At 62.5% G+C, this 12,930-nt stretch carries 11 protein-coding genes; 7 read left to right on the top strand and 4 right to left on the bottom strand.

The genetic code is table 11. The annotated features are described in order from the left end of the window. Positions 1–141: 141 nt before the first annotated feature. Complete coding sequence (locus BFP96_RS17450) at positions 142–1,452, bottom strand: MFS transporter (protein WP_065892775.1); 1,311 nt, start codon at positions 1,450–1,452, stop codon at positions 142–144. Positions 1,453–1,612: 160 nt separating this feature from the next. Between BFP96_RS17450 and BFP96_RS17445 the strand changes: the two genes are divergently transcribed. Both BFP96_RS17445 and BFP96_RS17440 read left to right on the top strand, forming a co-directional pair. Next, the gene (locus tag BFP96_RS17445; RefSeq protein WP_065897972.1) at positions 1,613–2,713 is read left to right on the top strand and encodes a sugar diacid recognition domain-containing protein; all 1,101 of its coding nucleotides are present in this window, start codon (positions 1,613–1,615) and stop codon (positions 2,711–2,713) included. A 97-nt stretch (positions 2,714–2,810) separates the two neighbouring features. Further along, positions 2,811–3,950 (top strand): glycerate kinase, encoded by a 1,140-nt coding sequence (locus tag BFP96_RS17440; protein WP_065936664.1) that lies wholly within the window; start codon positions 2,811–2,813, stop codon positions 3,948–3,950. An 8-nt stretch (positions 3,951–3,958) separates the two neighbouring features. Here BFP96_RS17440 and BFP96_RS17435 read toward each other — a convergent pair whose 3' ends face one another. Further along, positions 3,959–5,404, bottom strand: a complete 1,446-nt coding sequence (locus BFP96_RS17435) for an alpha/beta fold hydrolase (protein WP_170876019.1) — start codon at positions 5,402–5,404, stop codon at positions 3,959–3,961. 362 nt (positions 5,405–5,766) lie between these two features. On the opposite strand from BFP96_RS17435, the gene BFP96_RS17430 reads away from it, so the two are divergent. After that, positions 5,767–6,279 carry a GNAT family N-acetyltransferase gene (locus tag BFP96_RS17430; RefSeq protein WP_065892772.1) on the top strand — a complete coding sequence of 171 codons (513 nt, stop codon included), beginning with the start codon at positions 5,767–5,769 and terminating at the stop codon, positions 6,277–6,279. On the opposite strand, the gene BFP96_RS17425 is transcribed toward BFP96_RS17430, so the two are convergent. Next, the gene (locus tag BFP96_RS17425; RefSeq protein WP_065892771.1) at positions 6,276–6,968 is read right to left on the bottom strand and encodes an aspartate/glutamate racemase family protein; all 693 of its coding nucleotides are present in this window, start codon (positions 6,966–6,968) and stop codon (positions 6,276–6,278) included. The two genes, BFP96_RS17430 and BFP96_RS17425, sit on opposite strands and share 4 nt — an antisense overlap. Positions 6,969–7,246: 278 nt before the next feature. Here BFP96_RS17425 and BFP96_RS29310 point away from each other — a divergent pair, with 278 nt between their 5' ends. From BFP96_RS29310 to BFP96_RS17405, 4 genes are all read left to right on the top strand, one after another. After that, positions 7,247–9,466, top strand: a complete 2,220-nt coding sequence (locus BFP96_RS29310) for a cytochrome P450 (RefSeq protein WP_083216655.1) — start codon at positions 7,247–7,249, stop codon at positions 9,464–9,466. After that, complete coding sequence (locus tag BFP96_RS17415) at positions 9,463–10,260, top strand: class I SAM-dependent methyltransferase (RefSeq protein ID WP_065892770.1); 798 nt, start codon at positions 9,463–9,465, stop codon at positions 10,258–10,260. The genes BFP96_RS29310 and BFP96_RS17415 overlap by 4 nt, the downstream gene beginning before the upstream one ends. 31 nt (positions 10,261–10,291) lie before the next feature. Next, entirely contained in the window at positions 10,292–10,834 is a 543-nt protein-coding gene (gene idi, locus BFP96_RS29305) for an isopentenyl-diphosphate Delta-isomerase (protein WP_083205628.1), read from the top strand. Between the two features lie 105 nt (positions 10,835–10,939). Continuing rightward, positions 10,940–11,434, top strand: a complete 495-nt coding sequence (locus BFP96_RS17405) for a hypothetical protein (protein ID WP_065892768.1) — start codon at positions 10,940–10,942, stop codon at positions 11,432–11,434. Positions 11,435–11,516: 82 nt separating this feature from the next. On the opposite strand, the gene BFP96_RS17400 is transcribed toward BFP96_RS17405, so the two are convergent. Beyond that, a complete protein-coding gene (locus tag BFP96_RS17400; protein ID WP_065892767.1) occupies positions 11,517–12,917 on the bottom strand; it encodes a DUF1254 domain-containing protein in 1,401 nt (466 codons plus the stop codon). Positions 12,918–12,930: the final 13 nt, after the last annotated feature.

Genomic DNA, 12,930 nt, shown 5'->3' with positions numbered 1-12,930 from the left:
CACGGATTCAAGCCTGCGTTCGGCCAGCGTGGTTTAACGGGGCGCCTAAGATCAAAAGCAGATCAAGAGCGGCTCGCTTCGCATCGTGGTTACGTTTGGGGGCTGCAGGGTTGTGTAGTACCTATGCCCACATGGGGCGTTTTAAACCTTCAAGGTGCGCGTCATCCGTAACGCCAGCACGCTGCCGGCGACGATGACCGCCGCCAGCAGGTACAGCGCCATGTCCGTGGACCCTGTTGCATCTTTGACGAAGCCGACGATGTAGGGGCTCAAAAACCCGGCCATCTGGCCCATGGAGTTGATCAGCGCCAGCCCGCCGGCTGCGGCGCCCGCGCTGAGCATGGCGGTGGGCACCGGCCAGAACATCGGCAGGCCGGTGAGGGCGCCCATGGTGGCGATGGTCAGGCCGAGGATGGCGATCGCCGGGGTGGTGGCGAAGTTCACCGCGATGACCAGGCCAATCGCGCCCATCAGCATCGGTACCACCAGGTGCCAACGACGCTCTTTGCGCAGGTCGGCCGAGCGGCCCACCACCAACATGAATACGGCCGCCAGCAGGTACGGGATCGCACTGAGCCAGCCAATCACCAGGTTATCGCTGAACCCCAGGCTCTTGATGATCGATGGCAGCCAGAAGTTGATCGCATAGACGCCGCTCTGGATGCAGAAGTAGATCAGGCCGAACGCCCAGATCGCCGGGTTCTTGAAGACCTCGGCCAGGGAGTCGGTGGTGGTTTTCGGCTTGTTCGCCAGGTCGATGGCCTGGTCGGCTTCCAGCAGCGCGCGTTCGTGGGGCTTGAGCCACTTGGCGTTGGCGAAGCTGTCGCTGAGCAGGAAGTAGGCGAGGGCGCCGAGGATCACGGTGGGGATGCCTTGCAACAGGAACATCCACTGCCACCCGGCAAGGCCACCCTGGCCGGCCGCGAAGTGATTGAGAATCCAGCCGGAGAACGGGCTGCCGAGCAGGCCGGAAACCGGAATCGCCGACATGAACAGCGCCATGATCCGGCCACGGCGAAAGGTTGGAAACCACTGCGAGAGATACAGCACCACGCCGGGAAAGAAGCCCGCTTCGGCGGCACCGGTAAACAGGCGCAAGGTATAGAAATGCGTCGGCGTGGTCACGAACAGCAGGCATGTGGACAGGGTGCCCCACACGATCATCATCAGCGCGATCCAGCGCCTTGGCCCGAACCGGGTCAGCGCCAGGTTGCTCGGCACGCCACACAGCACGTAGCCGATAAAGAAAATCCCGGCACCCAGGCCGTACACGGTTTCACTGAATTTCAACGCGTCGAGCATCTGCAACTTGGCAAAGCCAACGTTGACCCGGTCAAGGTAGTTGAACAGGTAGCAGATAAATATGAAGGGGATCAGGCGCAGGGTTACGCGCTTGTAGATGGCGTTTTTATCGTCATCGGTGGCCAGTGCTGCAGCGGCGCTCTGTGACATGGCGAGTCTCTCTTTATTATGATTTTTGGCGATGCGAGGGTAACGTTGATCGCTTGAACAGTCTCGGTGAGGCGATGGGCAACTGTCTTTGTGCTCGCGCACAGTCAAGCCCGCTTTGCGCTGTGCCGCTGACCAACCCGTTTCGAGGAAAATAGCCCCCATGTTCGAGCTGGATCATGAACTGGCCCAGGATATCGTCGATCGCACCATGGCGATCCTGCCCTACAACGTCAACGTGATGGACAACCAAGGCCTGATTCTCGGCAGCGGCGAGCCGGAGCGCATCAACACCCGTCACGAAGGCGCGCAACTGGTGCTGGCCAACGGGCGCGTGGTGGAAATCGACGGGCAGACCGCCAAACACCTCAAGGGCGTGTTGCCGGGCATCAACCTGCCGCTGATGCATGACCAGCGCCTGATCGGCGTACTGGGTATCACCGGCGAACCGGACGGGTTGCGCACCTACGCCGAACTGGTGCGCATGACCGCCGAAATGCTGGTCAGCCAGCGGCACCAGCAGGCCGAGCTGCAATGGCGACGCCAGCGCTGTGACGATCTGCTGGCCTTGCTGTTGGCCGACACGGGCGACTCGCCGCGTCTGGTCGACGAAGCGCAACAGTTGGGCCTCAAGCCACAACTGGCACGCACGCCGTACCTGTTCGAACTGGGCGCGGGGCAGTCGGCCGAGGCCTTGAGCGTCTGGCTGATGTCGCGTTATCCGGACAGCTGGTGCGTGAGCTCCGCGCAGTTTTCCCTGCTCTGGTGCCGTCCCGCCGCCCTGCAAGTCGACGACCCACGCCTGCTGGAAAAGCTCGACGGCCTGGGCTGGAATATCCTGCGGGTGGCCGTAGGCGGGCAGGCGCAAGGACTGGCCGGCCTGCGCCGCTGCTACCGCCGCGTCGGTGACTTGCTGGCCTACGGTCGCGATATCCTGCCCCACGCGCGCCTGTTGCTCCTCAACCGCTATCGCCTGCCGGTCATGCTCTGGCGCCACCGCAACGATGACGCCCTGGACGAACTGCTCAACCCGCTGCGCAAAGTCCTCGCCAGGGACAGCAACGGCCAACTGCTGGCCACGCTGCGCAGTTGGTGCGAGCACGACGGGCAAAGCCAGGCCTGCGCCGACGCCCTGGGCATTCACCGCAACAGCCTGCGCTACCGCATGGAAAGGATCGCCGAACTGAGCGGCGTCGACCCGCTGACTCTGGACGGCATGCTTGCGCTGTACCTGGGCGTGCAGTTGTTGCCCCAGGCTTTGTAAGAATGAACAACAAACCTCACCCGCACTTGTGCAGCGGACTGGCGTCAGCGGCGGTGCCAACTGTCAGCATGGGCGTTATAAAAAACGGAGAACGCCCATGAAAATCATCATCGCCCCCGACTCGTTCAAGGACAGCCTCAGTGCCGAACGGGTCGCCCAGGCCATTGCCGATGGCCTGGTTCAGGTCTGGCCTGACGCGCAGCTGGTGCAATGCCCGATGGCGGATGGTGGTGAAGGGACGGTCGCGGCCGTGCTCGCTGCGTGTAACGGCCAGCTGCGCAGCCACACCGTGCGCGGGCCGCTGGGCGCTGCGGTGCAGGCGCACTGGGGATGGTTGGCCGACAGCCACACCGCGATCATCGAAATGGCTGAGGCCAGCGGCCTGCAGCTGGTTGCACCGGGCCAGCGCGATGCGTGTTCCAGCAGCACCTATGGCACCGGCGAACTGATCCGCGCGGCCCTTGATCTGGGCGCCCGACGCATCATTCTGGCAATTGGCGGCAGTGCGACCAATGATGGCGGCGCGGGTGCGATGCAAGCGCTCGGGGTGCAGTTGTTCGATGCCCAGGATCAGCCGCTGGCACCTGGAGGCCTGGCGTTGGCAGGCCTGGCCCGCATCAGCCTGGAAAACCTCGATTCGCGTCTGGCTCAGGTGCGCTTTGAAATCGCGGCGGATGTGAACAACCCGTTGTGCGGGGCCCATGGCGCCTCGGCGATTTTCGGCCCGCAGAAAGGCGCCACTCCCGAGCAGGTTCAAAAGTTGGATGCCGCTCTCGGTCATTTTGCCGACCACTGCGCGCGAGTGCTGCCCGGAGACGTGCGCGACGAACCCGGCAGCGGCGCCGCCGGTGGCCTGGGGTTTGCCGCCAAGGCGTTTCTGAGTGCACAGTTTCGTGCCGGTGTTGAGGTGGTGGCCGAGTTGGTCGGGCTGGACGCCGCCGTGCGCGGTGCCGACCTGGTCATCACCGGCGAAGGCCGCTTCGACGCCCAGACCCTGCGCGGTAAAACCCCGTTTGGCGTGGCGCGTATCGCGCGCCATCACCAGGTCCCGGTGATCGTGATTGCCGGAACCCTGGGCGATGGCTACGAACAAATGTACGCCCACGGCGTGGATGCCGCGTTTGCGTTGCCATCGGCGCCGATGAGCCTGGAGCAGGCGTGCAGCGAGGCGCCGCGACTGTTGCGCGAGCGTGCGGCGGATATCGCCCGGCTTTGGCGCACAGCGCTGCGAGGCTGAACCCGGGATCAGGGTGATTCGTAGCAGATCGAGAAGCGGTCTGGTTTACGTCCATAGGCCAGGAAATCTCCGACATTCTTGTTCACGCACGCATTGGACCCGGAGGACGAAACGCCGTGTCGGTAGGCGCCCTTGAGCAGCGTCATGTGCGCGGCGGGCACGCTTCTGAACGCTTTGATGGCACCTGCTGCGGGCGTCTGATCGTCATATTCGGCCTGAACCATAAACAGACCGTCGACCTGCGCCAGCTTGCGCTGCGGCACCCCGTCAAGCGGTTGGCCGCGCCACTCGGCGCAATGCCTCGCCGGGAAGAAACTGCCGCCCACCGGATACTGAATGGCGTACTGGTTTTCCTGTTCGGTCCAGAATGCATCGTCTGCCGAGACTGAATCGTTGCATAACACTGTGCTACGCACAGACTGCCTGGGCGTAAGCTCCAGGGGGCCGAGCGCCAGACCATTCCACGGTGACGGGCGGCGAGTGACGTCGAGCAGGCGTATAAAGGCCTGTTTCGCCGCCGCATTGACGCCAGGGTCGGGGCTGAATCGATGGGCGCGGGCGTTGGCCAGCAGCCTGGCGTCCGGCAGGCCTGGCGATTCACGCAGCCACTGACTGAGTGCGCGGGCCGCCATCAGGTATTCGGGCGCGCTGTAGTACGCGTTGTCCGAACGCAGCGCCACCCTGACCGGAGGCAACAGGTCGAGAAAAACCGCGCCTATTGCCTTCGGGGTGCTGCCCATTTGGTAGCGGTGCGGATCGTCGGCGGCGCGCCGGGCAACAAATCGCGCGAACACGCGTTCTTTTTCCGGTGCCTGAACCAACGAGGCATCCTGGAAGGTGGCGGTCCAGTCCGTACTCGAGTCGAGCACCATGCGCCCGACCTGCTTTGGAAACAACCCGGCGTACCAGGCACCCAGCCATGTGCCGTAAGCGTTGCCGACGTAATTGAGCTGGGGCTCGTTGAGCAGCACACGTACCAGCTCCATGTCGCGCGCCGTTTGTTCGGTATTGATGTAAGGCGCCAGGTGCTGGCCGGCGCAGCCCCGGGCCAGTACGCCGGCGTTATGCCGAATAGCCTCGATATTGGCCGGACTGCGATCTTCGGTGATGTCGTTTTGCGCAACGATCTCCTCGTCGGATCGGCACACCAGCTGCGATTGCGGGTCACTGCCCATCCCTCGCGGTGTAATTCCAATCACATCGTAGGTATTGAGCAGGTGCCGATAGGCCTCACCCTGTGGCTGATCGGCGTAGCCTTTCCATTGGGAAACCGCCAGCACAGTGAACCCGTCGGCCTCGGCCCCAGGCCCGCCCGGATGGGTGAATAGCGCACCTTCGCGCTCAGCGGGCAGCAGCGCGCCAACGCGGGTGACGTCCAGCTTGAGACTGCCGCGCGTGGGGTGCATGTGGTCCAGCGGCACGGTGGCGATGCCGCATTGCGTCCTGGCGACCACCTCCGGATCCAGCCCGCTGAAGGGCCGGCCGGCGCAGTCCGGTAGCCAGCTGATACCCCACTCAGGCGGTTGCTTTGTCGCACAGGCGCTGCCCCCCAATAGCACAGCGACAAAAAAGCAGGCTGATAGCGTTCGTTGTTTTATCAATTGGCAGACACTCGGGTGCGTGGTTGGACGCGCCGGAGTTTTGCAAGTAAAGCGTGCCGTGAATGTAGGACCGTATCGGTTGTTCGGTCAGCACCTTCCGATAGTACCCAGCCAGCCTGCGACCCGGCCTGGCACACGCAAGGTAAAGGGCTCGCCAGGGCGACGACTTTGCTTCTACACTGGTCGGCCACGTGCCTTTCAAAGGATGAAACACCATGCACACGCCTGACCTCCCTATCGTGATCCAGCGCTTCACCGAGGCCCACCTTGAGGGCGTCACGGCGCTCTACAACGAACCGGCGGTATGCCGCCAGGTGCTGCAGATGCCTTTCCAATCGGTGGAAGCGTGGCGCAAACGCCTGGTGATGGATAACGAGCGCCGACTGCAATTGGTGGCGCTGCACGGCGGCGAAGTGATTGGCCAGTTGGGGTTGGAACAGTACCTGCGGGTGCGCCAGGCGCATGCGGGGTATTTCGGCATGGGCGTGGCGACGGCGTGGCAGGGCAGGGGCATCGGCTCGAAGCTGTTGACGGCCGCGCTGGACGTGGCCGACAACTGGATGAACCTGCACCGCGTAGAACTCACGGTGTTCGCCGACAACGAAGCGGCACACAACCTGTATCGTAAATTCGGCTTCGAGGTCGAAGGGCGTCTGCGCGACTACGCCCTGCGTGACGGTGTGTTCGTCGATACCCTGAGCATGGCGCGCCTGCGCAAGCCGGTTTAATCCTCCAGCGCAAACGCCACCGCAGCCCGCGCATGCAGCCCGGTGGTGTCCAGCAGCGGCAGGTCGCTGTGCTCGGGCTTGATCAGCAGGCTGATTTCCGTACAGCCAAGAATCACCGCCTGGGCGCCGCGCGCGGCCAGGGACTCGATCACCCGCTGGTAGACGGCGCGTGATGAGTCGCTGATTACCCCCACACATAACTCTTCATAAATGATCCGGTGCACGTCCTTGCGTTCATCCGCATCCGGCACCAGCACAGTCAGGCCCTGCGCGATCAGGCGGGCCTTGAGGAAGTCCTGTTCCATGGTGAATGCAGTGCCAAGCAAGCCCACGGTCAAGGTGCCGGCTTGCAGGGCCGCAGCCCCGGTCGCATCGGCGATATGCAGGAAGGGAATCGACACCGCCGCCTCAATACGTGGCGCCACCCGGTGCATGGTGTTGGTACACAACACCACACACTCGGCGCCGCCGGCCTGCAGACGGCGCGCGGCGTCTTCCAGGATCCGCGCGGCATCATCCCAGCGCCCGGCATGCTGGGCCTGTTCCACCGGGCCGAAGTCCACGCTGTACATCAACAGCTGCGCCGAACGCAGCGGGCCGAGCCGGTCGCGGACTTGCTGGTTGATGATGCGGTAATACTCGGCACTGGACTCCCAGCTCATGCCGCCGATAAGGCCGATGGTGCGCATGCGATGCTCCGGACAGGGTGAATGTCACGTCACCATACCCACCGAAAGTGGATTAGTCATAGGCAGTTGCCGGCCAATTCACCGGAGCAGTTCAGTAAGGTTAAGTGGACTCACGCTCGCCTGTTGGAAGCGCCGATGTTTACGGGGAGGTCAGGTCTTTTTTCCTACCCCCCAGAGCTACCTTTGCCTGGGGGATAATCAGACAATCACTGCATCCTGGGTGGTTGGTTTTCGATAAGGTCCGACCTTATTGAACGTTCATCCAACAGGAGCCCATCATGGCACCGCCATACCGCGAGGGGGGCTCCGGCCCCAACCCGAGAGATCATCTACCGCCGCAGCTCCTCATCATTCCCGAGATTCAGTTTCCTTTCGCTGCACCGCCACCTCGCTCTGACCACGAACAATTACGTACCCAGGCCCTCGCCTGGGCGCAGCGACATGGTTTGATCGGTCGCCGTGGCGCGCATCGGTTGAGCACTACGGCGCTGCTCGATCTGGGCGTGGCGTTATGCGGCAGGGCGCCCACGCACCGCGCCGAGATCCTGGTGTGCTGGTACCTGTGGGCCCTGACGCTGGATGACCGTATCGATGATGGGCCCTGGGCGGAAAACGGAGCGCTGGAGCGTTTCATCACGTCGGTGCAGTCCTTGACCGAGAGCGACGCTCAATCAGGCGAAAACAGCCGATTCGAGGACCCGATGCTCGCGGTTCTGGTCGATGATCTTTGGCCTCGCACGCGCTGCTGGGGAGACGATCGTTGGCGGGGCAGGCTGGTGCGACATCTGATTCGGCATTTGCGCGCGCAGGCCACGCTCGTGCACGTGAGGGAGACCGACACGGCGCTCACCTTGACCCAATACCTGCCATTGCGCCGGGATTCGTTCGGCGCGCTGTTCTTCTTTGACCTTATCGACGCAGCCGAAACCCTCGACCCGTACGCGCCTGCCGCCCAGGCTCAAGCGTGGACCACCTTGCGCGAGCACGCTGCCGATCTCATTGCCTGGACAAACGACATTCATTCGATCGCCAAAGACGTGGTCTGCGGTGAGCGCTTCAACCTGGTGTCGATCCTTGCGAACGCCGGCGGCATGGAGTGGCCCGCCGCGCTGGAATCCGCCCATCAGATGGTGAACACGGCAGTGGCGCAGTTCACCGCAGTCGCCGCCCAGTGCGCAAACCCCGCGTCAGGTGCGGCGAATGACCCGGACCGGCTGCGCCAGGTTATCCGGGCGGCAGGCGACTGGCACCGCAGCGTCTCTCGCTATCACCTGCACGCCGACGATTGCGGGGTACGGAACAATCGGCAGGTCGACCTGGAACTTACCCCTCCAACGTTGAAATCCCGACAGTTCGAACTTGACCCCTACCCGTTGTATGAGCAGTTGCGTACCCGGCTGCCGATCGCTTACGACGAACCCACCGACGTGTGGCTGGTCAGCCGGCATGTGGATGTCAAAGCGGCCCTGACCCATTCGGACGTCAGCAACAATAACTACAACTGGCAGATCGGACCGCTGCTGGGCCACACCATTGTCACCATGGACGGCTGTGAACACGCCCAGCATCGCGCATTGCTCAGCCCCTCGTTTCGTGGCAAAGCCCTTGCAGCGCTGCAAGCGTCCGTCATTTCGGTGACTACAGACTTGCTGGCACGCATGCGTGGCCGACCCCAGGTTGACCTGATTGCCGATTTCACCGCAGCACTGCCGGTACGGGTGATGGCGCACGCGTTGGGGCTCCCGGCTCAAACCCGCGAAGAGGTAGAGCGGCTGAAGCGGTGGTGTGCCATCGGCTTCGCCTACATGGGCAATTATCGACAGGACCCGGCGCTGCTGACCGGCGGGTTATCCAACCGAGACAGTTTCTACGACTTTATTCAGCCACACATCGACGCTCGCCGCGCGGAGCCCAAAGACGATCTGATCTCCCAGTTGCTGGCGGCACGGATTGATGGCCAGCCGTTGTCCGAGACGTTCGTGCGGGCTTACTGCGCGATCCTGATGACGGCGGGCAGCGAAACCAGTCACGGCGCCCTGGCCAACCTGATCGTCAACCTGCTGAGCGAACCTGGTGTCAAAGCAGCGGTGATCGCCAATCCAGGGCTGATGGATAATGCCCTGGCCGAAACCCTGCGCCGCAATCCGCCGTTGCAGCTCGTACTGCGCGAGGCCCGTGAATCACTGCAACTGCCCTCGGGAACGATCCCGGCAGGCGCCACGCTGGCTTGCCTGATTGGCTCGGCCAACCGTGATCCGGACCAATTCAGCAACCCGGACAGCTTCGACATGTCGCGCACCGAACAGGCGACCAGTCATTTCGCCTTCGGCGCGGGGCGCCACTTTTGTCTGGGTTCCATGCTGGCACGGATGGAAATCACCACCGGCGCCCGCATGCTGCTGCAAGCCTTCCCCAACGTACGCTGGACGCCGGGGTTCACGCCTGTCGAGTGCGGCTTCCTCAATCGCTGCCCGGATCGACTGGAGGTCGTACTGTGACCACGACTATCGACCTCGATGAGCACGGCTACAGCCGCAGCTATCTCGCTGACCAGCACGCCGGCCAGCTGGCACGCCTGCGCACGCTGGAGCGGGCGTTTGACCCCTTGAGCCAAGCGGTTTTTAATCAATTGGCGTTGCCTGACAAGCCTGCCATCCTCGATCTGGGCGCCGGTGCCGGATCGCTCGCCGCCTGGCTGAGCCGGCGATATCCCGGAGCGAACGTCACCGCCACGGACATCGATACCCGATTCCTTGCCGATATTCCGGGTATTGAGGTGCTCGCCCATAACGCCGCGACCGATGACTTCCCGCCCGCGTCCTTTGACGTGGTGCATGCTCGGGCGCTTCTGTGTCATCTCACCGAGCGCGAAGCGCTATTGACGCGAGCCATCACCTGGCTGCGCCCGGGTGGGTGGTTGGTGATAGAGGATGTGAGTCTTGAACCGAGCCTGAGAACTGCAAACCCGCTGTTTCGTAAAGTGGCCCAAGCCGGGATCACTCTCCTGGAGCGGTCCATTGGCTCCGATATGCTGTGGGCCACCCAACTCCCGTGCCGCCTGCGTGATCGGGGCCTTGCCAACGTGCGGCATCGCACCCTTGAAGGCCGTATAGGCGATAACAGCCCCGCCGATACGTTTTGGGCCTCTACCACGGCACAAGCCGGGCCGGCGCTGCTCAAGCTTGGGCTGCTGGAACAGGACGACCTGGATGGCATGGCCACTCTCCGTGCCGACCCCGCGTTCACCGAAGCTGCCTTGACCTTCGTCAGCGCGTGGGGACAAGTGCTCTAACCCGCAATGGCATACCACCAGGGAATACAAAATGGCCACTGATGTCGTGTTAGTCGATGCGCAAGATGTACAAACCGGGGTGTGCGACAAGCGCGAGGCCCATTTGGGAGTGGGCCGGCTTCATCGCGCGTTTTCGGTGCATTTGATCGACAGTCACGGGCGTCATCTGCTTCAGCGCCGTGCGCCGGGCAAAATGCTCTGGCCCGGTTTCTGGTCGAATGCTTGCTGCAGTCATCCCGCACCGGGTGAGTCGATCGTGGATGCGGGGTCTCGCCGTTTGCACGAAGAGTTGGGCGTCTGGTCTGCCTGTCGCGCGCTCTACCGTTTTGAGTACCACGCCAGCTTTGGTTCGATCGGTGCCGAGCACGAATTATGTCATGTGCTGGTCGCTCGGTCCGACACCGTGGTTTCACCTGTGCCTGAGGAGGTCAGCGAAACCATGTGGCTGACCCGAGACGAAATTTCAGCCCGGCTTGCTGAGCCGCACGCGCAATTTACCCCCTGGTTTCGAATGCAATGGCGTCGCCTTCTGGCGGAACATCCTTCGTTCGATACACCGTCACCTCACGTATGAGCTGCCTGCTGCCGAACCGACTGCAATCAGCTTTAACTCGTACGCCTGGCAGCCGTATCTGCGATGATCGGGCTTCGCAACCTGACTCACCCAAGGAGATCCGCAATGGACGATGTACAGCAACTGGGCGAGATGCTTCGTCGTTACGCCGAGAGCGAAACCCATAAAAAACAGCAATTCGATGTGCAGTCGGCGCGTTGGGCACACAAGCTGGGCGAGTTGTTCGAGCAAGTCGAACAGTGGCTGGAACCGGTCAAAAGCGCCGGTTTGCTGGAGGTGCATCGTGAAGTCTATGTCGCCAGTGGGCCGAGCGTGCCCGTGGAAACATCGACTTTCAAGACCGAGAAGTTGACTGTGTTGATCACCGGTAAAAGCGTGGAGTTCGTGCCGGAGGTGATGGGGACGGACGGATATATTCGCGTGGCGGTAATGGGCCTGACCGCTGCCCGGCACGGCAGCGTCTCCCTGGTATTGCCTGCGGATAAAAACGATTGGCTCTGGAAGAAGACCAATGGCCTGAAAGACCCGGACACCTTCACGTTCGACGCCAATTTCCTGGCGGCGCAGTTGCAGAGCCTGATCCCCCGCGAACGCGGCTGAGGGTGAGTCGCTCAAATAACCATTTGGCGTGGCGGGAAGCGTAGGTCAATTGCCACCCGCCGTGCATGGATTCCCGGGAGGGTTACTTGAGCGGCGTCAACGGCGGCAACTGCCATTGGCCGCTGGTGACTTCGGGCTTGGGCAGGTAAATACGCAGCACCGCGAAGAACGGCCCGGTCGGAGCGGGCAGCCAGTTGCTCTGTTCGGCCTTCGGTGGCTCATGATGCTGCAGGGCCAAGGTCAGGCCGCCGTCGGCGTCCAGTTTCAGGCCGGGCAGCATGCGTGAGTTGATCAGGTAACGTTTCTTGTGGTTCGGCACCAGCAACTTGGTCTTGGCGTCGTACATGGTCAGCGACCAGAACGCATCGGCCGGCGGCAGCTGGTCCTTGGCGAAATGCACGGTGTAGCTGCGGCGTGCGCCGTTGGCCGGCTTGCCTTCGCTGTCATCGAACCAGGTGAAGTAAGCGGCTTCATCGGTGGAGTTGCCGAACATCCCCAGGTTGGCGCCGGCATACCGGTACAGGTAATTGTTGTTCAGCCGGTCACGGCTGCCGTACAGCTCGCCGCTGGCGACTTGATGGGTATCAATCTTGTCTTTCTTGAACGTGGCGAACTCGGCCTTGCCATCGGCAATCCCGTCCTCCAATGCTTTGCGTTGTTCGGCGCTCAGTTGGTTCAGCTTGAAAGGCGCGCCGGGGGCGATGCCGATTGTGGCGAAGCGCGCCAGCAGGTCTTTTTCACTGTCCTGGGGCGCAGCGAAGGCCAGCATGAAGTTCAAGTAGCGGAACAACTGCGGGCTGTCGCTCATGTTCGCCATCGGCTTGGGCCACTCGATCTTCGGCACCTTGGCCGGGGCCGGTTGTTTCACATAGCTGCTCAGCGGCTGCACTTTATAGCCGTTCTGAATTTGCCTGACCTTGCCCAGGTCTTTTTCATCGAACAGCTGCGTGCGATACAAGGCGTAGGCGATATTGCTTTCGCTGTAGACCACGCGGTCGATATCGACGGGCTGCTGACCCTTCCAGTCAGGCCCCGCGATCATGTAGTGACCGCCGTTGTTACCGGTGCTGCGCGTGCCCAGGTAGGCGATGTTCTGGGTATAGAGGTCGAGCAACTGCACCGAGTAGTAGCGGTTGTCTTCGACCTTGGGCAGGGTCAGCACCTGGGGTTCCTGGCGCAGATCCATCCAGACGAAGGAGTAGGGCGTGTCCGCGTTCGGGGTTGTGAACGCGGTGTCCTTGGGGGTGAACACCTGCGCGCTATTGCCGATACGATTGAACGGCGCCTTGAAATTGGCCCCGCCTTTGTCCACGGCCTGGGTGTAGAGCGTCTTGTACATCTCAACCACAGGGTAGCCGTACAAGTAGGCTTGCTTGGCAATGGCCCGGGCTTCGGCAGGGGTGGCCGTAAAGTCGGCCCAGGCGCCGGTGCTCAGCAGTATCGAGAGGCTCGCCAACACCAGGCGCGCAGGTTGTCCAATCATGTTGTTGCGTCCT

It is taken from the genome of Pseudomonas sp. 34 E 7 (genome assembly GCF_900005715.1).
GTDB lineage: Bacteria > Pseudomonadota > Gammaproteobacteria > Pseudomonadales > Pseudomonadaceae > Aquipseudomonas > Aquipseudomonas orientalis_A.
This window is presented reverse-complemented; position numbering and strand designations above follow the sequence as displayed.